Source organism: Paraburkholderia sp. BGA-UO-ETr-F12, from assembly GCF_059567945.1.
The window spans coordinates 225208-248718 of the sequence record NZ_JCAQOZ010000029.1 but is presented as its reverse complement, the minus strand read 5'-3'; the positions used below and the strand labels follow the sequence as shown (position 1 = coordinate 248718).

The window sequence follows — 23511 nt, the reverse complement described above, 5'->3', positions numbered from 1 at the left end:
CTCACATTCTTGCTGAGCGAGGCTTGTGGCATGCTGCCCCGGCATTTTTGCGTTTTTCCGCTTTAACGGCTACCCCGTCTCCATCCGGCGGCCCGGATTCGGGTTGGCGGGAGCGGGTCGATTCCAATAGTTCCGCATCTTATCGCGCGAGACGGGCGACCGTGAAAATTGCCTCGGCGGCCGCAAAAAATAAAAGCGCGCCCACGTCACGCCCCGGCGTATAGTGGGCTCACATCTACGCGCACCGAGGATCCATCATGGCTCAAACTTATCCAGCCCTTTATAAGGACTTCGAAGTGCATCCGTTGGTGTTTTCGCGGGAGTTCGACAAGTTCGACGGTCACAAGCGTCATGCCGAAGGTTACGACGTTGCGGTACGCGTCTGCCGGCCGGGCGCGATCAGCGGCTCGAAGGCGAGCCGCGTATTCCGTCTCGTCCTCGCGTCCACGTTCTCCGATTTCGGCGTGGCGAAACGTAGCGCGAGTCAGTATGGCGCGGACATCATCGACGGCAAGGTGGAAGGCGCGACGGTCCAGGATCTGTGAGTGTTCCGCTTACGTGCAGCATCCCTATGCTGCATGAGAAGCAGGACGCGCTGAGCTTCGTCGGCAATTATTTCAGTCTTATTTCACCGGATTGTTTGACGTCTCGCACGCGACCCGATATACTCTTTTTCTCTGACGCGGGGTGGAGCAGTCTGGCAGCTCGTCGGGCTCATAACCCGAAGGTCGTAGGTTCAAATCCTACCCCCGCAACCAAGTATTGTTGAAAGCCCGCTAACGCAAGTTACGCGGGTTTTTTAACTTCCAACGTCCCTCAGCGCCTCTCGTGCATGCGCACGCGCATGCGCTCACTCTGCCCCGATCGCCCATTCCACCGCAGCTTGCGCATGCAACGCAGTCGTGTCGAACACGGGTAACGCGGAATCTTCCGGCTTGATCAGCAGGGTGATTTCCGTGCAGCCGAGAATCACCGCCTGCGCACCGCGCGCAGCGAGCCCTTCGATCACGCGCTGATACACCGTACGCGAAGCGTCGTTCACGTTCCCGTGGCACAGCTCGTCGTAGATGATGCGATGCACATCCGCGCGTCCCGCTTCATCGGGCACCAGTGTATCGAGGCCGTAACGCTCGTTCAGGCGGCCGGTGTAGAACGTCTGCTCCATCGTATAGCGCGTACCGAGCAGCCCAACCCGCTCGATTCCCGCGGCGCGCAGCGCGTCGCCGGTCGGATCGGCGATGTGCAGGAACGGTACCTCGATCGCCTGCTCGATCGATTCATACACGCGATGCATCGTGTTGGTTGCGAGTATCACCAGATCGGCGCCGCCTCGTTCGAGTTGACGCGCGGCATCGGCCAGTTGGGCGCCGAGCGCGCTCCAGTCGCCGGCGCGCTGGCTGGCCTCGATCGGCGCGAAGTCGAGCGTCAGCATCAGGCTGCGAGCGTTGTGATGGCCGCCAAGACGCGTCTTCGCATGACGGTTCAGAAGCTTGTAGTACTCGGTGGACGATTCCCAGCTCATGCCGCCGATCACGCCGATGGTTTTCATGGTCTTGCTCCGTGGATGGGTGGATGTGAGGCATCGAGCGTTCGAAAAATCGAGTATAGGCGGCCACCCGTGCCGGCAGCCGGTACGGATTCCCTTCTGCTCACCGGTACGGCGTCGCGTTAAAACGCCGGCACGCACTTTCTGACGCCGATAGAATCGTAGTCACTCGAATAGCGGTCAACCAGCAACAGGGAGCGAACCATGGATCTGATCATCCGCCACGCAATGCTGCCACCGAGCGCCGCGCCGCAGCAGAAGCAGCCGGTCGACATCGGTATCGAAGCGGGTCGCATCGTCGCCGTCGAACCGAATCTGGCCGCGAGTGCACGTGAAGAAATCGACGCCGCCGGTTCGCTCGTTACGCCGCCATTCGTCGATCCGCATTTCCACATGGACGCGACGCTCTCGTACGGTCTGCCGCGCGTGAACGCGTCGGGTACCTTGCTGGAAGGTATCGCGCTGTGGGGCGAACTGAAGCCGCACCTGACGCAGGAGGCGCTGATCGAGCGCGCGCTGCAGTACTGCGATTGGGCGGTCGCGCGTGGTCTGCTGGCGATTCGCAGCCACGTGGATGTATGCGATCCACGCCTGCTCGCGGTCGAGGCGCTAGTCGAAGTGAAGCGTCGCGTCGCGCCGTATCTCGACCTGCAACTGGTCGCATTTCCGCAGGACGGCGTGTTGCGGAGCGCCGGCGCATTCGAAAACCTCAAACGTGCGATCGCAATGGGCGTCGACGTGGTCGGCGGAATTCCCCATTTCGAGCGCACGATGGCCGACGGCGCGCAGTCCGTGCGGATGTTGTGCGAGTTCGCGGCGGAGCAGGGCCTGCGCGTCGACATGCATTGCGACGAATCGGACGATCCGATGTCGCGCCACATCGAAACGCTCGCCGCGGAAACGCACCGGCTCGGTTTGCATGGGCGTGTCGCCGGTTCGCACCTGACCTCGATGCATTCAATGGACAACTACTACGTCAGCAAGCTCCTGCCGCTGATGCGCGACTCGGGCGTCGCGGCGATCGCCAATCCGTTGATCAACATCACCCTGCAAGGCCGCAGCGACACGTATCCGAAACGGCGTGGCATGACCCGTGTGCCGGAGATGATGGCGGCGGGCATCAACGTGGCGTTCGGTCACGATTGCGTGATGGACCCGTGGTACAGCCTGGGCTCGGGCGACATGCTCGAAGTTGCTCACATGGGTTTGCATGTTGCGCAGATGACGGGTGTCGACGGCATGCAGGCGTGTTTCGACGCTGTCACGGTGAATGCCGCGCGCATCCTCGGTCTGGAAGGCTATGGCATCGCGCCGGGAAGCGCGGCCAATCTCGTGCTGCTCGACGCACGCGATCCGGTCGAAGCGATCCGCCTGCGCGCCGCGCGGCTCGCGGTGGTGAGCCGCGGCAAGGTTGTGAGCCGTGCGCCTGCGGCGCGCGCCGCGTTATCGCTGGAGGGGCGCCCGGCGCAAGTGGATTTCAAGCTGCATCGGGCCTAGCGCTCAGAGCGCGGGGCATGCCGGCGCGAGAAAAGAAAAAGCCGGTGCCTGCTCGTGCAGGTCACCGGCTTTTGTCGTGAAGTCGACGCCATTTACGACGCCGACTATCGAGCTATTAACGCAAGCTCAATGCGCCGCGCCAGGCGTCATGCCGTTGTGCCGCAGCAAGGCATCGATATTCGGCTCGCGGCCGCGGAACGCCTTGAACGATTCCATCGCGGGACGGCTGCCGCCCACTTCCAGAATCTCCTTGCGATAGCGCATGCCGGTTGTCTGATCGAGCACGCTGCCGCTGGCTGCCTGCGCGGCTTCTTCGAACGCGGCGTACGCATCGGCGGAGAGTACTTCAGCCCACTTGTAGCTGTAGTAGCCCGCCGCATAACCGCCCGCGAAAATGTGGCTGAACGTATTCGGCCAACGCGAGAACGAAGCTTGCGGCACCACGTGGAAACGCTCGTTGATCTCGCTCGCGAGTTCGGTCGCGTTCTTCGTACCGGACGCATCGAAACCGGTATGAAGCTGCATGTCGAACATCGAGAACACGATCTGACGCAAGGTGCCGAGACCGCTCTGGAAATTCTTCGCGGCGAGCATCTTGTCGAACAGATCGCGCGGCAACGGTTTGGCGGTGTCGACGTGCGAGGTCATGTCGCTCAGCACGTCCCATTCCCAGCAGAAGTTCTCCATGAATTGCGACGGCAATTCAACCGCGTCCCACTCGACGCCGTTGATACCCGACACGCCCAGTTCATCCACCTTCGTGAGCATGTGATGCAGTCCGTGGCCGAACTCGTGGAACAGCGTGATTACTTCATCATGCGTGAAGCAGGCGGGCTTGCCGCCGACCGGTGCCGAGAAGTTACAGGTCAGATAGGCCACGGGCGTTTGCACCCCGCCGTGTGTGTGCTTGTGACGGCCGCGTGCGTCGTCCATCCATGCGCCGCCGCGTTTGCCTTCACGTGCATACAGATCGAGATAGAACTGGGCAACGAGCCCGCCGTCCTGATTCTCGACGCGGAAAAAGCGCACGTCAGGATGCCAGACGGCTGCTTCGTCGCGACGGATGCGCACGCTGAACAGCGTTTCGGTGACCTTGAACAGGCCCTTGAATACGGCGTCTTCCGGAAAGTACTGTTTGACCTCGTTCTCGGAGAACGAATAGCGCTTCTGGCGCAGACGTTCCGCGGCGAAGGTCATGTCCCATGGCTGCAGGTCGCTCATGCCGAGTTCGCTCGCAGCGAATTCGCGCAGTTCCTTCCAGTCCTGTTCGGCATGCGGACGCGCGCGCGTGGCGAGATCTTCGAGGAATGCCATCACCTGTGCCGGCGATTCGGCCATCTTCGGCGCGAGCGAGACTTCGGCGAAGTTGTTGTAGCCGAGCATGTGTGCCTCTTCGGCGCGCAGTTTCAACTGATCGGCGAGCACCTGGGTGTTGTCCCATTCGGGCTTGCCGCCGCCGTATTGCGGGCCGAGCTCGGAGGCGCGCGTCACATACGCGCGGTAGATCGCTTCGCGCATCGCACGGTTTTCCGAGTACTGCATGACCGGGAAATACGACGGGAAATGCAGCGTGAATTTGTAGCCGGTCTTGCCTTCGCGTTCGGCCGCTTCTTTGGCGGCTTCGATCACGTCTTCGGGCAGGCCGGCCAGTTGCGCCTCATCGCCGGCCTCGACGATGTAAGCGTACGCGTTCGTCGCATCGAGCACGTGATCCGAAAACGCTTTCGACAACCCTGCCTGGCGTTCCTGCAATTCGGCGAAATGCGGCTTCTGGTCTTCCGGTAATTCCGCGCCCGAAAGGCGGAAATCGCGCAGTGCATTGCCGAGGATCTTCTTGCGCTCGCCGGTTAGCGATGCGAAATCGCTGCTGGCGTTCAGTGCCTTGTATTTCTCATACAACGCGAGATTCTGACCGACGCTCGACCAGAATTCGGTCACGCGCGGCAGATTTTCACCGTAGACGGCGCGCAGTTCCGGCGTATCCGCCACGGCGTTCAGATGGCCGACCACGCTCCAGGCGCGCGATAACGGTTCAGTGGCGCGCTCCACCGGTTCGACCACGTCGGCCCACGAGGCGGGCGTACTCGGCTGGGCGGCGCGCTCGACCGCGGCGGCCGCATCGGCGAGCAGCACGTCGAGGGCGGGCGTGACGTGTTCGGGGCGAATTTCGCCAAAGCGCGGCAGGTCGGAGAAATCGAGGAGCGGATTGTCGTGCTTCGAGGGGGTAGTGGACATAAGGCTTCCTGTCTGACGCGGGTGAACGGGTAATCGGTGCATCGACGGGCGCGCGCTGCAACGCCCCGATGACGCTCTATAGAGACATTATTGGGGCAGGGCGCGCCGATTCCAATCCGTCGGCAGACAAATTATCAGATGTCGCGCGACTGTGCGCGGGAGCGCGAATGCCGCACGCGGTCGAATCGACGCCGATGCGTCGCTGCGCGCGGTGGGAAAGTGGGCAAGAGGAATTGCTGCCGTGCGGCATTGGCAGATCGGGCCGCACGGCATGAAAGGCCTTTTGCGTGCCGGGGAGGACGCCTCGACGCCCCGGCGGCACGCGCGGGCGTGTTTAAGCCTTGGCCGCCGCTTCGCGCTCGGCGGCTTCGATCGTATTGACAAGCAGCATCGTAATGGTCATTGGACCGACGCCGCCCGGCACCGGTGTGATGTAGCCGGCCACTTCCTTGACGCCGGCGAAATCGACGTCGCCGCACAGCTTGCCGGCTTCGTCGCGATTCATGCCCACGTCGATCACGGCTGCGCCCGGCTTCACCATATCCGCGGTGAGAATGTTGCGCAGACCGGTGGCGGCGACCACCACGTCGGCGTTACGGGTGTGGGCGGCCAGATCGCGCGTCTTGCTGTGGCAGATCGTGACGGTCGCACCGGCTTCGAGCAGCAGCAGCGCCATCGGCTTGCCGACGATGTTCGAGCGGCCGATCACCACCGCGTTCGCGCCTTGCAGCGGAATTTCGTACGCCGCCAGCATCTTCATCACGCCGTACGGTGTGCAAGGGCGGAACAATGGCCGGCCGGTCATCAGCGCGCCGGCATTGGCGACGTGAAAACCGTCCACGTCCTTTTCCGGGGCGATTGCCTCGATCACCTTATGGCTGTCGATATGCGGCGGCAACGGCAGTTGCACCAGAATGCCGTGGATCAGCGGGTCGCGATTCAGTTCGTCGATGCGCGCCAGCAGCTCGGCTTCCGGCAGATCGGCCGGATAGCGGTCGAGCGACGAACCGAGGCCGTTGTCATGGCACGCCTTGACCTTGTTGCGCACATAGACTTCGCTGGCCGGATTGTCGCCGACCAGCACCACGGCGAGGCCCGGCTGATGGCCGCGAGCGGTGAGGGCGGCGGCGCGCGCGGCGACTTCGGCGCGCAGGGTCTGGGAAAGGGCTAGGCCGTCGATCAGTTTGGCAGTCATGGTCGGTCGAGATGGGCAGTTTGGAAAGCGGGACAGAGCACCGGCGCGCGCGACATGCGCGGCACATGCGATGGCGCTTTTCATCGGAAACGGGGCGGCACGTGAAAAGCGCGCGGCGCGAATCAGGGATAAGCGGCGCTGCGAAGTCCGACATTATACCGACCCTGCACGGCGGCCCATGCAGGGATTGCTGCCGCGCGGGAACAGGGTGCCTTCGCGAAGCTTCGGGCTGCGCAGAGGCGTGCTGGCAACGGGGGCGAAGGCGGTTCGGCAGGTGCCGGCGCCGGCGCGAACCTCAGCATGGATGCCGGCGCCGGGCGGCGGCGCGGATCCGGAAACAGACCGGCCGCGAACGGCCTGATGCGCCGCCGCGGCCGTCGAACACCACGATTCTCATGGCTGCACGGGTTGCCAACTATCGTCCGGATCGAACGATTTGACGGCGGCGGCGGCACGTGCGGTTTGCGGGCCCAGGTTCTTCTGATAAACCTGACCTTCCTGATTGACGATAAAGCTCATCACGCCAGTCTTGCCATACTCGGCCGGCGAGGCGATCAGACCAAACCCTTTGCTCAGCACGCCGTTCTCCACGTAGCTCTGCGCGCCACCTTTCGCATGCGGACCTTGTGCCGTCAGGATCCGGTAGTGATAGCCGTGATAGGCCTCGGTCGGCAGCGTGCCGTTGGGCATGGTGGCGGCGAGCGGTCCGAGCGGGCTTTCCGTTTCTCCGGGCGCGGTGACCCAATACAGGCCGTCATGCTGACCTGGCGTACTGACGAAGCGTTGGGCGTAGTGCTGGGTCAGGTTGTGATAGTCGTATTGCGCGTCGAGGTAGGCGAGCGAGGTCAGGATCGCGGCGCGTTCGTTACGGCCGATGCGGCGTGTCAGCATTTCGTCCTGCGCGGCGGGCGGATCGAAACGCCAGCCGTGCGCGGCCTGCACCAGCGGAATCGGCAACGTCCAGCCACTGTCGCCGACCGCCAGATGCGCGGTTGCGCGTCCCTTGTTCTTCACCGGGTCCTCGACGATCTGATGCCCCTTCGACCATGCTCCGAGGAACTGGTAGATGTCGTCTTCGCCGATTCCTTCGGCAGGAATGAAGCGATGGAAATCGTTGCCGAGCACGTGTTTGAGCGCATCCTCGTCGTTGCGGGCGAGGGCGTCGACGAACGCACTGGCGGCTGCGTCGGCCGTGGGATAGACCGCCTGGGCGTGTGCGGCAGTTGTGCCGAGCAGCAGTACCGGCGCCATCAGCAGGCTGCCGGTCGTGCCGAGGGCGGCGGCGAGTGTCCGAACGTGGGCGCGCAAAGCGCCGCGTGGAAATAAGCGAATCATTAGAGACTCCTCGTGATCGTTCAACGGTTGCGGCCGAGGTGGCGTTCACCGCCGCCACCGCCCAGTCTGCCGCCGCCACCGAAGCTGCCACCTCCGCCGCCGCGCTGGACCCCACCGCCGTTTGCGCCGAGACCGCCGCCGCTGCGTTGCTGGCCGCCACCGTTGGCGCCGAAGCCGCCGGAACGGCTACCGGCAGCATTGCGGCTCGCCTGGCCACGCTGTACGTCCTGCCGGGCGGCATTGCCGTCACCGGCGCCGCGCAGCGCGTTATCGCGATTGACGTTCTGTGCGCGGTTATGCAGATCGGCGTTGGCGGTGCCTCCCTGATGAATCCCCTGCACGCGCTGGCTCGCATTGCCGCTCAGGTTCTGGCCTGTGCGGTTCTGCAGGGTTTGCTGCGCCTGGGCACGGGCGGCGTCGTCACGGCCGCGGTAGGCATCGCGTTGTGCACCGCCGAGGTTGTTGTTGACGTTGCGGTTCAGGTTCGCGTTGTTGACGTTGCGGTTGACGTTGGTGTTGCGGTTCCAGTTCGTCGTGCTGCTGTTCACGTTGAGCCGGTTGTTCACATTGATGTTGTTGTACCGGTTCACGTTGATGTTGACGTCATGCGTGTTCCAGTTGAAGCCGCCCCACAACGAGTTGGCTACGGCTACGCCGGCGCCGAACGCGAGGCCGGTAGCGAAACCGGTTGCGATTGCGTAACCGGGCGGCGGTGGAACATACACGGGCGGATAGGCGGGATAGGGCCACGTACCGTAGACGACAGTCGGGTTATACGTCGGCACGTACACCACTTGCGGATTGGCCGGCACGATCTGAATCGTGCTTTGCTCGACCACGACCTTCTGCTGCGAACTGGTCTTCAGATTGCCGGCGGCCTGCGCCTGTTTGCGCAAACGTTGCACGGAATCCATCACGTCGTTGGACTGGGCAAGAAAGGCATCGCCCAGTTGCGAGACCCAGTCCGGTTTCGACGCCATCGTCGCGAGGACCTGCGGGAACGCCACCAGCGATTGCACGCTCGGATCCCATGGCTCGGACGCGACTGCTTTTACGGCGTCATCGCCTTGTAGCTTCGCGTTCGCTTTCGACCATGCGGCCGCGGCCTGCACGTCTTGCGGGAAGGTGGCTGCCATCAGAACCTGCGCAAGCAGCGCGTCGGGATAGAGCGCGATGGGCGCGGTCAGCGAATCGAGCTGCTGGTTCGATATCTTTGCGGCGCTTTGTGCGTAAGCGGCAGTCGGCGCGGCGAGACCCATGACGAACGGCGCACCCGCGAATGCGGCGCAGATAAGCAACACACGCGAACAGTGTGTTCCGGATCGTTTCACGATGAAATCCTCCCGGCTGGGTTAGACGCGCGAGACTGATGCGCAGCGCATGCTGCGTTGCCCGGGCGCAATGAGATGTGGAGCGTGATGAAGAGAGGGGCGGATGGCCCAGATGTGGCCGAACCGATCGATATGACACAGGCACCGGCGAAGCAGTCAGGCCACTTCACCTGTTTTGCATTGCCTGACGCCGGGTATGACAACTGCAGTGCATCTGTCCTGTGCTCATCGGGCATCAGCGATTCCTGCTAAGGAGTTCTGTGTAAATTAGGGGACACAGCCGTGCTTGTCAATCGTGTCGGAGGAAAGAAGTTGATGACGTTTGACGTAAGCGGACGCTGACTAATACGCAGTAATGCTGAATAGATACTGACGCGCCGAGCTATGCGGCTTATCGTCATTGCGCTCGATCAAAAAGCGAAGAGAGAGCCGGGGAAGAAAGCGGGGGCGTGCGAGGAAGTGGACGGGCCGGACGTGTCGCCAGTCCGGCCGTTGAAACTCAATCGCGATCCGCGGAGTGGGCCGCAGTCGTTATCGCGCTTGTTATATTTATTGCGCCGGTTGCGGCTTGTTCGACAGCGCGAGACGCAGCAGATCGGCGACCGTGTTGACGTTGAGCTTTTCCATGATGTTCGCGCGATGCGCTTCAACCGTCTTGATGCTGATGCCGAGGTCGTCGGCGATCTGCTTGTTCAGACGGCCGGCGATGATGCGCTCGAGCACCTGGTGTTCACGCGCGGTCAGCTTGCCGAGACGTTCGGCGGCGGCGCGCTGTTGCTGCACGCTGGTGCTTTCGCTGCGTGCCTTGTCGAGCATGCGCTCGACCAGCTTGCGCAGTTCCGCTTCGTCGAACGGTTTTTCGATGAAGTCCATCGCGCCTTTTTTCATCGTCGACACGGCCATCGGCACGTCGCCGTGACCCGTCACGAAGATGATCGGCAGCACGGAGTTGTCGGCGATCAGGCGTTCCTGCAACTCGAGCCCGCTCATGCCGGACATCCGCACGTCGAGAATCAGACACGCGATCTGGCCCGGATGCGTATGCGGCTGCCACGCGTCGATGAACTGCTCGGCGCTGGAGAAGCATTGCACGCGGTAGCCGTTCGCCTCCAGCAGCCAGCGCAGCGAATCTCGCACGGCCTCGTCGTCGTCGACGACAAAGACTGTTTCCTGTGTGGTGACTGGGCTGTTCATAGCTCTCCCGTAACGGTTTGTGGTGTCGGCGCCTCTGACCCGCCGTTGCTCGGGCCGTCAGGCTCTCCAATAGGCAGACTGCAATGGAACGTGGCGCCCGTGATGTGGCCGTCAGACTCGACGTTGTTCACCACCCACAGACGACCGCGGTGCGATTCGATAATCGAACGGCAAATGTTCAGCCCCATGCCCATACCGTCGGACTTGGTGCTGTAAAACGGTTCAAACAGACGCTCGGCGGTTGCCTCGTCGACCCCCGGGCCCTGATCCACAACGCTGATGCAGACAAATCCGCTGTCGAGCCGCACGACCACGCGAATCACGGGGTCGACCGCATTCGGGCGTGCATCGTGCATGGCTTCCACGCCGTTCTTCAGCAGGTTCACCAGTACCTGCTCGATCAGCACCGGGTCGACGTAGATCACCGGCAAGCGCGAGCGCAGATCGGTCACGATGCGAATCTTGCGCTTGCGCGCTTCGAGTTCCGCGAGACCCACCGCGTCGGCGACGATATCGGCCACGCGCGTGGCCTGGCGTTTCGGCTCGCTGCGTTTCACGAACTCGCGAATGCGCTTGATGATCATGCCGGCGCGCACCGCCTGCTGAGCGGTTTTTTCGAGCACGGGCAGGAGATTGTCGGGCGTCGTTCGACCGGATTTAACCAGTGCGACGGTTCCCGAGCAATAGTTATTGATCGCGGCGAGCGGCTGGTTCAGTTCGTGCGCGAGCGACGAGGCCATTTCGCCCATCGTCATCAGGCGGCTGGTGAACTGCAGCTTCTCGTCCTGCTGACGCGAGAGTTCCTGAGCCTGCTTGCGGGTGGTGATGTCGGTCGCGATCTGCATCTGCGCGAGGTGGCCGTCCACCCACTGAATGTACTGACGGCGCACTTCGAACCATTTCTGGATGCTTTGCACATAGACTTCCTGCGCATCGGCGGTACTTTCGGTCAGGGCCGCGGCAGGCAGGCCCGCGTAGGTGTCCACCATGTCGATCGAATCGGACGACGCCTGCGCGCTGTCGAACCCACCGCCCGCCAGTTCGAGATGGCCGTCCGGGCGAATGCCGAACAGATGACGGTAGTAGCGGTTGGCGAACAGCAATTCGGCTTCGTCGGCGGCCAGCACGGAGACGGCGGCGTCCAGGCTTTCGAGCACGGTCGTGAAGCGTTCATGCGCGGCGGCGAGTTCCTCGCGCGCGCGCTTGGGCTCGGTGATGTCGGTCATCGACGACATCCAGCCGGTCTGGCGGCCCGAACTGTCGATCAGCGGCGACACGTAGAGCCGCGCGTGGAACGACGAACCGTCCTTGCGGCGCACCCGCAATTCGAAACCTGAAGACGGCGCCTTGCCGCGCAGCGTCATATCGAGCTGGCGTTGCATCTCGGGGTAGGCGTCGCGCGGCCAGTAGGCGAACGGCGCGTTCTTGCCGACCAGATCGCTTTCGTCCCAGCCGGTCATCCGGCAGAAAGCGGGATTCACGTGCGTGATACGGCCGTGCATGTCGAGCACGCGCATACCGATCAGCACCGAGTTTTCCATTGCGCGGCGAAAGAAGGCTTCGGCGTAGAGCGCCTGCTGGGCCTCGAAACGTTGCCGCGTGTGCTTCCACAAACTCCACAGACTCCACAGCACGAAGCACGACAGGCCGGCCACCAGCCATACCAGCGTGTTGTTGGTGAAGTTGGTCATCTGCGGGAACGCGTAGACGCGTACCGAGACGCCCTGGCCCGGCGGGTCGAGCGGCAGATCGTAGAACATGTCGCGCGGCAGGCGCGGGCGGGTCGACGTGGTGGTCAACTCGCGGTTGTTCACGTCGATGATCGAGATTTTGTATTTGGCCGACAACTCGGGCGGGATGTCGTGCTTGAGGATGCCTTCCACCGAGAACACGGCGGCAATCGTGCCGAGGAAGTCGCGGTCGCGGTAGACCGGCGTCTGCAGCGTGATGTAGCCATTGCCGAGGTCGTCGTAGATCAGCGGCGAATACACCTGGCGGCGCGTGTTGCGCGCCTCGGCGAAGGCGGCTTTGACGGCCTCGTCCATCTGCGCGTCGTTCGGTTTGGCAAGGCGCTGGCCGAACACGGGGAGGGCGGTATTGGGCCAGCGCGGTTGCTGCTGGCTCGTATACCAGTTCATGTAGAGGATCTCGGGATGCCCCTGCATGATGTCCGTAGTGGACACCTGGAATGAATGCGGATCGGCGTGGCCGGCGACGAGATCGCGGGCGAGGGCCTGAATCTGTTCCTGCGCGCCGGTCATGGACAGGCGGATCTGCTGCTGCGCCCACGCGACATTGCGGTAGAGCGTGTCTTCCTGCTGCTGCTGTTCGCGCCGGTTGAGGCTCCACAGAATCAGGCTCATGACGACCAGAAAAACCAGGATCGACAGCAGCGGCGTGAGCAAATAGGAGTTCGACCACCACGGTCCGTGGTGCCAGCGGGAGGACGGCGTCGAATCCGCCGGCGAACCAGCGGTGCGCGCCGAGCGAGCGAAAAGCCGTTCGGTCAACATGCGTGGCATTGTAGCGCAGCAAGTCACTAGCAAATGGCGCAAAAAAGCGCTGAAAGAACCGTTATTCGGCGCAAACTAGCCGACGTATCCGTCGATCGGCAGTCAAATCAGGTTGCGCCGCAACAATTTTCCGCATTATGAGATCTGATCTCGTAATTCGAAAATTTTGTTGCGCGGACGTCGGGACCCCTTTTACAATCGGCCGAAGCTGCCGCGGCCGTGCTTCGTCCGCGTCGTCTGTTCAAAGAGCGTTCCTCTATATCCAGGAGACGAGCATGTCCGCTGTACCCGACGAAGTCATGAAATATGTCGCCGCTGAAAAAGACGACGATCCCCAGGAAACCGGCGAATGGCTGGAAGCGCTGGATGGCGTGATTTCTGCTGTGGGCCCCGATCGCGCGCACTACCTCATCGAGAAACAGATCGAATTCGCCCGCGTACACGGCGAACATCTGCCGTTCTCCGCAAACACCCCGTACATCAATACGATTCCTGTGTCGCGTCAGGCGCCGATTCCCGGCGACCAGGACCTTGAACACCGCATCCGCTCGTACACGCGCTGGAACGCCATTGCCATGGTGCTGCGCGCGGGCAAGGACACGAACGTCGGCGGCCACATCGCTTCGTTCGCGTCGGCCGCCACGCTGTACGACGTCGGCTATAACCATTTCTGGCACGCGCCGTCGGCTGAACATGGCGGCGATCTCGTGTTCGTGCAGGGCCATTCGTCGCCGGGTGTGTACTCGCGCGCGTTCCTGCTCGGCCGTCTGAGCGAAAACCAGCTCGACAACTTCCGTCAGGAAGTGGGCGGCGAGGGCATCTCGTCGTATCCGCATCCGTGGCTGATGCCGGATTTCTGGCAATTCCCGACCGTCTCGATGGGCCTCGGCCCGATCATGGCGATCTACCAGGCGCGTTTCATGAAGTACATGCAGGCGCGCGGCATTGCGAAGACCGAAGGCCGCAAGGTCTGGGCGTTCCTCGGCGACGGCGAAACGGATGAACCGGAATCGCTCGGCGCAATCGGCATGGCCGGCCGCGAACGTCTCGACAACCTGGTGTTCGTGATCAACTGTAACCTGCAGCGCCTCGATGGCCCGGTGCGCGGTAACGGCAAGATCATCCAGGAACTCGAAAGCGAATTCCGCGGCGCCGGCTGGAACGTCATCAAGGTCGTCTGGGGCAGCCGCTGGGATGCGCTGTTCCAACGCGACAAGTCGGGCGCGCTGATGCGCCGGATGATGGAAGTCGTCGACGGCGAATATCAGACGTACAAGTCGGAATCGGGCGCGTTTGTTCGCGAACACTTCTTCAATACGCCGGAACTGAAGGCGCTGGTCGCCGACTGGTCCGACGAAGACGTGTGGAACCTGAACCGCGGCGGCCACGATCCGCACAAGATCTATGCCGCGTTCAGCGAGGCGAGCAACACCAAGGGCCAGCCGACCGTCATTCTCGCGAAGACGATCAAGGGCTACGGCATGGGTGAAGCCGGTCAGGCGATGAACATCACCCACCAGCAGAAGAAGCTGCACGTGGATCAGCTGAAGAAATTCCGCGACCAGTTCCGCCTGCCGATTTCCGACGAAGATATCGTCAACGTGCCGTACCTCAAGTTCGAAGAAGGTTCGAAGGAACTCGAGTACATGCGCGCTCGCCGCCAGGAGCTCGGCGGCTATCTGCCGGCGCGTCGCCAGAAGGCCGAGTCGCTGCCGGTGCCGGCGCTGGACGCATTCGAGCCGCTGCTGAAGGGCACGGGCGAAGGCCGTGAAATCTCCACGACCATGGCGTTCGTGCGGATCCTGAACATCCTGCTGAAAGACAAGGCACTCGGCAAGCGCATCGTGCCGATCGTGCCGGACGAGTCGCGTACCTTCGGTATGGAAGGCCTGTTCCGTCAGATCGGTATCTGGAATCAGGACGGCCAGAAGTACATTCCGGAAGACTCCGATCAGCTGATGTTCTATCGCGAATCGGAATCCGGTCAGATCCTGCAGGAAGGCATCAACGAAGCCGGTGGCATGTGTGACTGGATCGCAGCCGCGACGTCGTACTCGACGCACGGCGAGATCATGATCCCGTTCTACATCTTCTATTCGATGTTCGGCTTCCAGCGTATCGGCGATCTGGCATGGGCGGCGGGCGATATGCGTTCGCGCGGCTTCCTGCTGGGCGGTACCGCTGGCCGCACCACGCTGAACGGCGAAGGTCTGCAGCACGAAGACGGGCACTCGCTCCTGTGGGCGGCATCGGTGCCGAACTGCATCAGCTACGACCCGACGTTCGGTTACGAACTCGCCGTCATCATGCAGGACGGTCTGCGTCGCATGGTTGCCGACCAGGAAGACGTGTACTACTACATCACGGTGATGAACGAGAACTACGAGCACCCGGCGATTCCGCAGGGCGACGCTGTAGCGGCCGACATCATCAAGGGTATGTATTCGTTCAGAAAGGCTGACGCGAATCAGAAGGCGCCGCGCGTTCAACTGATGGGCGCGGGCACGATCTTCAACGAAGTGATCGCCGCTGCGGATCTTCTGAAGAACGACTGGGGCGTCGCGGCCGACCTGTGGAGCGTGCCGAGTTTCACCGAACTCGCGCGCGAAGGCCACGAAGTGCAGCGCTGGAACCTGCTGCACCCGACGGAAGAGAAGAAGGTCTCGCACGTCGAGAAGCTGCTGAAGGACGCACAGGGTCCGGTCATCGCTTCGACCGACTATGTGCGCGCGCTGACCGAGCAGATCCGCGCGTTCGTGCCGCAGAAATTCGTCGTGCTGGGCACGGATGGCTACGGCCGTTCGGACACGCGTGAGAAGCTGCGCCACTTCTTCGAAGTCGATCGCTACTGGGTCACGGTTGCCGCGTTGAATGCACTGGCAGACGAAGGCACGATCGAACGCAAGGTGGTCGCCGAGGCGCTCAAGAAGTACAACCTTGATCCCGCCAAACCCAACCCGATGACCGTCTAAGGCATCATTCCCCGTGTGCCGTGGCGTGCGCGCCTGCCCTTGATCGCCAGGGGCGGGTGGCGTGCGCGGCCCAGGAGACACTAACAATGAGTCAAGCGATCGAAATCAAGGTGCCGGACATCGGCGATTACAAGGACATTCCTGTGATCGAGGTGCTGGTGAAGGCGGGTGATACCGTCGAGAAAGAGCAATCGCTCGTTACGCTGGAATCCGACAAGGCGACCATGGACGTGCCGAGCTCGGCTGCCGGCATCGTCAAGGAAGTGAAGGTCAAGGTTGGCGACAACGTGTCGGAAGGTTCGCTGATCGTCGTGCTGGATGGAGCGGGCGCTGCTGCGCCGGCACCGGCTCCCGCAGCGGCCCCCGCTGCTGCTCAGGCATCCGCGCCTGCGCCGGCACCCGCTGCCAGCGGCGGCGGTCTGCAGGAAGTCAAAGTGCCGGATATCGGCGACTACAAAGACATCCCCGTGATCGAAGTCGCGGTGAAGGTCGGCGATCGTGTCGAGAAAGAGCAGTCACTGGTGACGCTGGAATCCGACAAGGCGACCATGGACGTGCCGAGCTCGGCCGCCGGCGTCGTCAAGGAAGTGAAGGTCAAGATCGGCGATACCGTGTCGGAAGGCTCGGTCATCGTCGTGGTGGAAGCCGAAGGTGGCGCTGCCGCGCCGGCTCCGGCGCCCGCGCCGAAGCAGACGGCCGAAAAGCCGTCGGACGCGCCGGCTGCTCCGTCGCCGGCACCCGCTCAACCGTCCGCACTGGCGCAAGCGCCGGTGATCCAGGCGGGCGAGGGCGGTGCGCGCAAGGCGAGCCACGCTTCACCGTCCGTGCGCAAGTTCGCGCGCGAACTCGGCGTCGACGTGGTGCAAGTGCAGGGCACCGGTCCGAAGGGCCGCATTACGCAAGCCGACGTGACCGCCTTCATTAAGGGCGTGATGACCGGTCAGCGTGCCGCACCTGCTGGCGCTGCGCCGGCTGCCGCGGGCGGTGGCGAACTGAATCTGCTGCCGTGGCCGAAGGTCGACTTCACCAAGTTCGGCCCGGTCGATGCAAAGCCGCTGTCGCGCATCAAGAAGATCTCGGGCGCGAATCTGCATCGCAACTGGGTGATGATTCCGCACGTCACGAACAACGATGAAGCGGACATCACCGATCTCGAAGCGCTGCGCGTGCAGTTGAACAAGGAAAACGAAAAGGCCGGCGTGAAAGTCACGATGCTGGCGTTCGTGATCAAGGCAGTGGTTGCCGCCCTGAAGCAGTTCCCGACGTTCAATGCCAGCCTCGACGGCGACAACCTGGTGTTCAAGCAGTACTTCCATATCGGCTTTGCCGCCGATACGCCGAACGGTCTGGTCGTTCCGGTGATTCGCGATGCGGACAAGAAGGGTTTGATCGATATCGCGAAGGAAATGACCGAGCTTTCGAAGGCCGCGCGTGATGGCAAGCTGAAGCCGGATCAGATGCAAGGTGGCTGCTTCTCGATTTCTTCGCTGGGTGGGATTGGCGGGACTAACTTCACGCCGATTATCAATGCGCCTGAAGTCGCCATTCTCGGTTTGTCGCGTGGCGCGATGAAGCCGGTTTGGGATGGCAAGCAGTTTGTGCCGCGTCTGATTCTGCCGCTGTCGTTGTCGTATGACCATCGCGTGATCGATGGTGCTGCGGCGGCGCGGTTCAATGCGTATCTGGGTGCGATTCTTGCCGATTTTCGGCGTGTGATTCTTTGATCTGATGGTGCGCGGGGCGCTGGGTTGGTTTTTGTTGGTTATCCGCGTCTCTCTGTAGAACCTGCTTTCTTAGTGGTCTATTAGCGTCGCCCCTGTGCGGGGCGGCACTTACTTTTCTTTGTCTTCCAAAGAAAAGTAAGCAAAAGAAAGGCGCGTCCTTGGGCGGACAGCAAAGGATGTTTCTGTTCGCCGCGCCGCCAGCTTTTGGGCTGCATGTTGCTGGTTCTTCGCTTCATTACGATCAATACGAGAAGGGGACACTATGAGTCTCGTCGAAGTAAAAGTGCCGGATATCGGTGACTTCAAGGACGTCGATGTCATCGAAGTCAATATCAAACCGGGCGATGTCATCGAGAACGAACAGGCGCTGATGACGCTCGAGTCCGATAAGGCCTCCATCGAAGTGCCGAGCGATACCGCCGGTACAGTCAAGGAAGTACGCGTCAAAGCCGGCGACAAAGTCTCGCAAGGCACGATCATCGCGCTCGTCGAAACGTCGGCAGATGCGGGCGCGGCTAAGGCGCCGCAGAAAGCGCCCGCTCCGGCAGCAGCGCCTGCACCGGCGCCTGCCGCTGCGCCGAAGGCTGCCGCGCCCGCGCCCGCGCCCGCGCCGCAAGCCGGTAGCTTCTCCGGCAGCGCGGATATCGAGTGCGACATGCTCGTGCTCGGTTCGGGACCCGGCGGTTACTCGGCCGCGTTCCGCTCGGCCGACCTCGGCATGAAGACCGTGCTCGTCGAACGTTATTCAACGCTCGGCGGCGTCTGTCTGAATGTCGGCTGTATTCCGTCGAAGGCGCTGCTGCACACGGCGCTCGTGATCGACGAAACCGAAGCGCTCGGCTCGCATGGCATCACGTTCGGCAAGCCGCAAATCGATCTCGACAAGCTGCGCGACTTCAAGTCGGGCGTCGTCAAGAAGCTCACCGGCGGTCTCGCCGGCATGGCCAAGATGCGCAAGGTCGAAGTCGTGACGGGCACCGGTTCGTTCGTCGATCCGTATCACATGGAAGTGCAGACCGAAGGCGGCAAGAAGGTCGTCAAGTTCAAGCAGGCGATCATCGCCGCGGGCTCCGAAGCGGTGAAGCTGCCGTTCATTCCGGAAGATCCGCGTGTGGTCGATTCGACCGGCGCGCTCGAACTGCGTCAGATTCCGCAGCGCATGCTGGTGATCGGCGGCGGCATTATCGGTCTCGAAATGGCGACGGTGTACGCGACGCTCGGCGCGCAGATCGACGTGGTCGAAATGCTCGACGGTCTGATGGCCGGCGCGGATCGGGATCTGGTCAAGGTCTGGGAAAAGTACAACAGCAAGCGTTTTGCGAACGTCATGCTGAAGACCAAGACCACCGGAGCAGAAGCGAAAGACGACGGCATCTACGTGTCGTTCGAAGGCGAAAAGGCCCCGGCCGAAGCGCAGCGCTACGACCTCGTGCTGGTTGCCGTCGGCCGTACGCCGAATGGCAAGAAGATCGGTGCGGACAAGGCGGGTGTGGCGGTCACGGATCGCGGCTTTATCGACGTCGACAAGCAGATGCGCACCAATGTGCCGCACATCTTCGCGATCGGCGATATCGTCGGCCAGCCGATGCTCGCGCACAAAGCCGTGCATGAAGGTCACGTCGCCGCTGAAGCCGCTCATGGCGAAAAGGCCTACTTCGACGCGCTGCAGATTCCGTCGGTGGCCTACACCGATCCGGAAGTCGCATGGGCCGGCAAGACGGAAGACCAGTTGAAAGCCGCGGGCATCAAGTACGGCAAGGCGGTGTTCCCGTGGGCCGCTTCGGGCCGCGCAATCGCCAACGGTCGCGATGAAGGCTTCACCAAGCTGCTGTTCGACGAAGAGACGCATCGCGTGATCGGCGGCGGTATTGTCGGTCTGAATGCCGGCGATCTGATCAGCGAAGTCTGTCTGGCAGTCGAAATGGGTGCGGACGCAACGGATATCGGCAAGACGATTCATCCGCATCCGACACTTGGCGAATCGATCGGCATGGCCGCCGAGTTGTACGAAGGTGTTTGTACCGACCTGCCGCCGCAGAAAAAGAAGTAATGCTATGGGGTCCGTCTGCATGCGGGCGGACCCGATAAGGCGGAGGCAAAAGAAAACGGCGCGCCCTTTGCGGGGCGCGCCGTTTTCTTTTGCAGCAAGCAGCGTTTGCCGTGAAGCGACGCATGAAACATGCGTCGTGCATCTCAGACAACGGGCAAAAAAATCCCGGCTTGGCGCCGGGCAAACGATACGTCATTCAACGTATCGGAGCGTTCGGCCAGATAAAACCGTGTGAGCGGCAACGGCACGACGCTGTTGCTTGCGGTAACGCCGGCTCAACCCTGAGGCTGAGCCGGCGCAATGTGATGCCTGGAAGTGATGCGTGAAACTTAGACTGCCTTCTTTGCCGAGCGCGATGCTTGCGCAGCGGCTTGCGATGCTGCCTTCGATGCGGCCGTTGCGGCTGCATTGAAGTTGCTTTCGGCGATTTCGACAGCTTGCTTGGTTGCCTTGTGGACCGTTTCGTACGTGGTGTTGGCGGCGGTGATAGCCGACTTGATCACGGCGACAGCGGTTTCCGAACCGGCCGGTGCATTCTTCGCAACGTTTTCGACGAGCGACTGGACCTTGCGGTTTTGCTCTTCGAATTGAGCTTCCGCGACGCGGGTGAATTCACCTTGCGTTGCCGAAACGATCTCATACACGTGACGGCCGTACGACAGCGCCTTTTCAGCCACCGGCTGTGCAAGGCTTGCCTGCAGTGCCAGCAGTTCCTGCGCGTCTTTCACCGACAGCGCGCGTTGGGCATTTTCCTGGCTTTCTGCGAGCGTCGATTTCACGACTTGCAGGTTCAGTTCAACCAGCTTCTCGACGCCTTCGAATGCTTTGGTCGTCAGGCCGAACAACGTTTCAAAGTTGGCTTTCTGGGCTGCAGCAAATTGCTCAGGGGTCAGCAGAGTCATGGTTTACGCTCCTGGGTCGCGGCCTGTCTGTGCGGACCGCATTGGGTTAGTGGCAAGACGCTTTAAGATCGTCTCCCCGGACTACGATGTATTGTGCATCGCAGCAATGGTTCCCATTTTAGGATGGTCGCAACGAATGTCAAGCGTTTTTTGTGCGTTGCACAATGTTAATAAATTGCTGATAAAACAATGCGTTATGCAGTAGGCATGACATTCATATGGTGCGGGTTGATTTGTCCGCCGCACCATGCTGGTGCGGGAAGAATCCGCATTTGTTACCGATTCCAGGAGAGTTTTTGACCCTTGATGACGCGCTGCATTGGCGAGAACGCAACGCGGGCGTTTGACAAAAAATCCATCAACCGACCATCTCGATGTAAACCGGAAAGTGTCACGGAACGTTAATGCTCTATGCTGGTCGAATGCGCGTTGGCGGTCTGCAGCAGGCGTTTAACAGCCGTCAGCGAGGCTCCTGCGATGTCCGGTGGACCGGCACACTGTGCCGGCACGTGGCGCCGGCAAAGCTGTGTACGCTGGCGCTCGGACCGTATTTCCCCTGATCAAGGTTGTCTCGAAATTGCCGTTATGCTGAAAGGATCGTCTCGATTCCAGCGTCTGGCGGCAAAGGCGAGGCGCGACGCGTTGACGATCGTTTTTTTCGATCGAGACGCGGCACTTATTTGTGTTTTTGTGATCGGACCTTACAAGCCGGTTTAAGGAGCGCGTATAAGTGCTTCAAATTGCTAATTTTTCGTTGTTTTACTACACTTGCGGAAACCTCTTGCCGCTCCCTACCGAACACCCATGAAAACCGACATGTTTTCGTCGCTAAAAGTGATCCACGGCGCGGCCCGTAGCACCGCTCTGTCGGTGGCCGCCTCCATGGTCATCGCGGCGGCGTTCGCCACGCCCGTCAGCACTTTTGCCGCCACGCCCGCTACACCCGCCACCAAGGCGAAAACTTCCAAACACGCGAAAGCAGCCAAAAAGCCTGCCGCGGCCACTGCCAGCAAGGTGTCAGGCAAGAAGGCCGTGAACGGCGCTGCCGCGAAGACCGTGGCCGCCGCGGGCGACGATGCTCCGCGCGCGAGTGTCAAGCGCAAGCGCGTGACGTACACGTCGAACGGCCGCCACCATTCAGTGGTGCGCCGCGTCGCGTACGAACCGCGTCCGCCTACCGTCGGCCAGGCTTTCGGTCTGCACGAAACGCCGGACGCGCTGATGCTGCGCTCAAGCGTTGCCTACGTGGTGGACCAGAATAGCGGCGAGTCGCTGTTCGACAAGAATTCGCGCGCTGTGGTGCCGATCGCGTCGATCACCAAGCTGATGACCGCGATGGTGGTGCTCGATTCGAAAGAGCCGATGACCGATCAGATCGAAGTCACCGACGAAGACCGCGACTACGAGAAGAACACCGGCTCGCGTCTGTCAGTGGGTTCGGTACTCTCGCGTGAAGACATGCTGCACATCGCGCTGATGGCTTCGGAAAACCGCGCGGCCGCTGCGCTGTCGCGTTATTTCCCGGGCGGCCGTCCGGCCTTCCTCGCGGCAATGAATGCGAAGGCCAAGCAACTCGGCATGACCGACACGCACTTCGAGAACCCCACGGGTTTGACGAGCCAGAACGTGTCGAGCGCACGCGACCTCGTGAAGATGGTCAACGCGGCGTATCAATATCCGCTGATCCGCAAGTTCTCGACCGATCATAGCTACGAGGTCTACACGGGCAAGCGTTCGCTGGCGTACAACAGCACCAATGCATTGGTGCGCAACCCGACGTGGGACATCGGCCTGCAAAAGACCGGTTTCATCAACGAAGCGGGCGAGTGCCTGGTGATGCAGGCGACCATTCACGGCCGTCCGATGATCATGGTGTTGCTCGACTCGTCGGGTAAGTATTCGCGCTTTGCGGACGCAACGCGTCTGCGCACGTGGCTCGACAACGGTGGCGATCAGCCGCGCATCACCAGTGCGGATGCCGGCGGTGCGGGTACCTGAAGCCGCGCTTGCATCTTCTGGCAGCCGGTTTTCGAATCGGCCAGAAAAAAAGCCTCGCAAACGCGAGGCTTTTTTATTGAACCGCAGGAGCGCCACAACCGCACGCTTATGCGTGCTGTGGACGCTCCTGCTGTATCTGCGGGCGATAACCGAGCGACGCGGAAATCAGCAACGCCGTCTGGCTGAGTTGTGCCAGCCACGAATCCTGTAAGCGATCCGCCGGGGCGGACAGCGACAGGCCGGCAACCAGCTTGCCGGTATCGTCGTAAATCCCCGCTGCGATACAGCGCACGCCCAGCTCCAGTTCTTCGTTATCGCGCGCACACGCCTGTTGACGCACGTGCGACAGTTCGCGTTCGAGTTTGGTCAGATCGGTGATGCTGTTCTGCGTATGGCCGGACAGGCCGGTACGCGTGGCATAAGCCCGCACGCGGGTCGATTCGTCCGCAGCGAGGAACAGCTTGCCCACCGAGGTCAGATGCAGCGGCGCGCGACCGCCGATCGCCCGTACCACCTGCATGCCGGAGCGCTCGGAGTAGGCCCGTTCTATATAGACGATTTCGTCGCCCTGGCGCACCGACAGGTTCACCGTCTGCCCGGTTTGGCGGTGCAGTTCGCGCATCGGCGTGAGCGCCGCGTCGCGTACCGAGAGCCGCGCCTTCACCAGGTTGCCCAGTTCGAGCAGGCGCATGCCGAGGCGGTAGGTGCCGGGGTCCGACCGGTCGACCAGCCGGCACATCACCATGTCGTTCAGGATGCGGTGCGCGGTGGACGGATGCAGCTCCGTGCGGATGGCAAGTTCTTTCAGGCTGACCGGGTCGCTATGCGCAGCAAGAGCATCGAGCAAGCGCATCATGCGTTCGATCACCTGGATCGACGTTTTGGGATCCGGGTTCGTATCGCTCATGGGAGGAATCGGTTGACGCGTCAAACAGCGGAAATTGATTGTATCCCGTATTGTGAAAAGAAGGAAAGCGGTTGGAAGCGCTATTCCAATTTAACGTGGCATTCGTCCTATG

The 23511-nt window shown here is 61.9% G+C and carries 15 protein-coding genes and 1 tRNA gene; 7 read left to right on the top strand and 9 right to left on the bottom strand.

The genetic code is table 11. The annotated features are described in order from the left end of the window. The first annotated feature begins 257 nt into the window (after positions 1-257). The gene (locus AC57B6_RS13785) at positions 258-545 is read left to right on the top strand and encodes a hypothetical protein (protein WP_028199471.1); all 288 of its coding nucleotides are present in this window, start codon (positions 258-260) and stop codon (positions 543-545) included. 136 nt (positions 546-681) lie between these two features. Then, positions 682-758: transfer RNA gene (locus AC57B6_RS13780), tRNA-Met, on the top strand. A gap of 92 nt (positions 759-850) precedes the next feature. Here AC57B6_RS13780 and AC57B6_RS13775 read toward each other — a convergent pair. Continuing rightward, positions 851-1549, bottom strand: a complete 699-nt coding sequence (locus tag AC57B6_RS13775; protein WP_496421529.1) for an aspartate/glutamate racemase family protein — start codon at positions 1547-1549, stop codon at positions 851-853. Positions 1550-1750: 201 nt separating this feature from the next. Here AC57B6_RS13775 and AC57B6_RS13770 point away from each other — a divergent pair, with 201 nt between their 5' ends. Continuing rightward, a complete protein-coding gene (locus AC57B6_RS13770) occupies positions 1751-3043 on the top strand; it encodes an amidohydrolase family protein (protein WP_252888190.1) in 1293 nt (430 codons plus the stop codon). A 126-nt stretch (positions 3044-3169) separates the two neighbouring features. Here the strand turns inward: AC57B6_RS13770 and AC57B6_RS13765 are convergent, their stop codons facing one another. From AC57B6_RS13765 to fixL, 6 genes are all read right to left on the bottom strand, one after another. Continuing rightward, positions 3170-5278: a M3 family metallopeptidase gene (locus tag AC57B6_RS13765; protein WP_106351466.1), complete on the bottom strand. Its 2109-nt coding sequence runs from the start codon at positions 5276-5278 to the stop codon at positions 3170-3172. Between the two features lie 334 nt (positions 5279-5612). Beyond that, entirely contained in the window at positions 5613-6473 is an 861-nt protein-coding gene (gene folD / locus AC57B6_RS13760) for a bifunctional methylenetetrahydrofolate dehydrogenase/methenyltetrahydrofolate cyclohydrolase FolD (RefSeq protein ID WP_178369531.1), read from the bottom strand. A gap of 393 nt (positions 6474-6866) precedes the next feature. Continuing rightward, complete coding sequence (locus tag AC57B6_RS13755; protein WP_496421528.1) at positions 6867-7808, bottom strand: DUF2950 domain-containing protein; 942 nt, start codon at positions 7806-7808, stop codon at positions 6867-6869. A gap of 20 nt (positions 7809-7828) precedes the next feature. Beyond that, a complete protein-coding gene (locus AC57B6_RS13750) occupies positions 7829-9139 on the bottom strand; it encodes a DUF3300 domain-containing protein (protein WP_496421527.1) in 1311 nt (436 codons plus the stop codon). A gap of 549 nt (positions 9140-9688) precedes the next feature. Next, positions 9689-10333, bottom strand: a complete 645-nt coding sequence (gene fixJ, locus AC57B6_RS13745; RefSeq protein ID WP_028199479.1) for an oxygen response regulator transcription factor FixJ — start codon at positions 10331-10333, stop codon at positions 9689-9691. Then, positions 10330-12846 (bottom strand): oxygen sensor histidine kinase FixL, encoded by a 2517-nt coding sequence (gene fixL / locus AC57B6_RS13740; RefSeq protein WP_035520180.1) that lies wholly within the window; start codon positions 12844-12846, stop codon positions 10330-10332. The genes fixJ and fixL overlap by 4 nt, the downstream gene beginning before the upstream one ends. Positions 12847-13121: 275 nt before the next feature. On the opposite strand from fixL, the gene aceE reads away from it, so the two are divergent. The 3 genes from aceE (at position 13122) to lpdA (ending at position 19592) form a co-directional block, all read left to right on the top strand. Next, positions 13122-15818 (top strand): pyruvate dehydrogenase (acetyl-transferring), homodimeric type, encoded by a 2697-nt coding sequence (aceE, locus tag AC57B6_RS13735; RefSeq protein WP_028199481.1) that lies wholly within the window; start codon positions 13122-13124, stop codon positions 15816-15818. 86 nt (positions 15819-15904) lie between these two features. Then, entirely contained in the window at positions 15905-17542 is a 1638-nt protein-coding gene (aceF, locus tag AC57B6_RS13730) for a dihydrolipoyllysine-residue acetyltransferase (protein WP_496421526.1), read from the top strand. A 262-nt stretch (positions 17543-17804) separates the two neighbouring features. After that, positions 17805-19592 (top strand): dihydrolipoyl dehydrogenase, encoded by a 1788-nt coding sequence (gene lpdA / locus AC57B6_RS13725; protein ID WP_496421525.1) that lies wholly within the window; start codon positions 17805-17807, stop codon positions 19590-19592. Positions 19593-19921: 329 nt separating this feature from the next. Here the strand turns inward: lpdA and AC57B6_RS13720 are convergent, their stop codons facing one another. After that, positions 19922-20494, bottom strand: a complete 573-nt coding sequence (locus tag AC57B6_RS13720) for a phasin family protein (protein WP_028199484.1) — start codon at positions 20492-20494, stop codon at positions 19922-19924. Positions 20495-21298: 804 nt separating this feature from the next. Here AC57B6_RS13720 and pbpG point away from each other — a divergent pair. Beyond that, the gene (gene pbpG, locus AC57B6_RS13715) at positions 21299-22492 is read left to right on the top strand and encodes a D-alanyl-D-alanine endopeptidase (protein WP_144192270.1); all 1194 of its coding nucleotides are present in this window, start codon (positions 21299-21301) and stop codon (positions 22490-22492) included. Between the two features lie 106 nt (positions 22493-22598). On the opposite strand, the gene AC57B6_RS13710 is transcribed toward pbpG, so the two are convergent. Continuing rightward, positions 22599-23399 (bottom strand): IclR family transcriptional regulator, encoded by an 801-nt coding sequence (locus AC57B6_RS13710; protein WP_028199486.1) that lies wholly within the window; start codon positions 23397-23399, stop codon positions 22599-22601. Between the last annotated feature and the right edge of the window lie 112 nt (positions 23400-23511).

Bases quoted from the DNA above. Each gene is read 5' to 3' on its own strand.
- pbpG (WP_144192270.1), top strand. From the start codon at position 21,299: ATGAAAACCGACATGTTTTCGTCGCTAAAAGTGATCCACGGCGCGGCC.
- AC57B6_RS13770 (WP_252888190.1), top strand. From the start codon at position 1,751: ATGGATCTGATCATCCGCCACGCAATGCTGCCACCGAGCGCCGCGCCG.
- aceE (WP_028199481.1), top strand. From the start codon at position 13,122: ATGTCCGCTGTACCCGACGAAGTCATGAAATATGTCGCCGCTGAAAAA.
- fixL (WP_035520180.1), bottom strand. From the start codon at position 12,846: ATGTTGACCGAACGGCTTTTCGCTCGCTCGGCGCGCACCGCTGGTTCG.
- AC57B6_RS13710 (WP_028199486.1), bottom strand. From the start codon at position 23,399: ATGAGCGATACGAACCCGGATCCCAAAACGTCGATCCAGGTGATCGAA.
- aceF (WP_496421526.1), top strand. From the start codon at position 15,905: ATGAGTCAAGCGATCGAAATCAAGGTGCCGGACATCGGCGATTACAAG.
- AC57B6_RS13765 (WP_106351466.1), bottom strand. From the start codon at position 5,278: ATGTCCACTACCCCCTCGAAGCACGACAATCCGCTCCTCGATTTCTCC.
- fixJ (WP_028199479.1), bottom strand. From the start codon at position 10,333: ATGAACAGCCCAGTCACCACACAGGAAACAGTCTTTGTCGTCGACGAC.
- AC57B6_RS13785 (WP_028199471.1), top strand. From the start codon at position 258: ATGGCTCAAACTTATCCAGCCCTTTATAAGGACTTCGAAGTGCATCCG.
- AC57B6_RS13720 (WP_028199484.1), bottom strand. From the start codon at position 20,494: ATGACTCTGCTGACCCCTGAGCAATTTGCTGCAGCCCAGAAAGCCAAC.
- AC57B6_RS13755 (WP_496421528.1), bottom strand. From the start codon at position 7,808: ATGATTCGCTTATTTCCACGCGGCGCTTTGCGCGCCCACGTTCGGACA.
- lpdA (WP_496421525.1), top strand. From the start codon at position 17,805: ATGAGTCTCGTCGAAGTAAAAGTGCCGGATATCGGTGACTTCAAGGAC.
- AC57B6_RS13775 (WP_496421529.1), bottom strand. From the start codon at position 1,549: ATGAAAACCATCGGCGTGATCGGCGGCATGAGCTGGGAATCGTCCACC.
- folD (WP_178369531.1), bottom strand. From the start codon at position 6,473: ATGACTGCCAAACTGATCGACGGCCTAGCCCTTTCCCAGACCCTGCGC.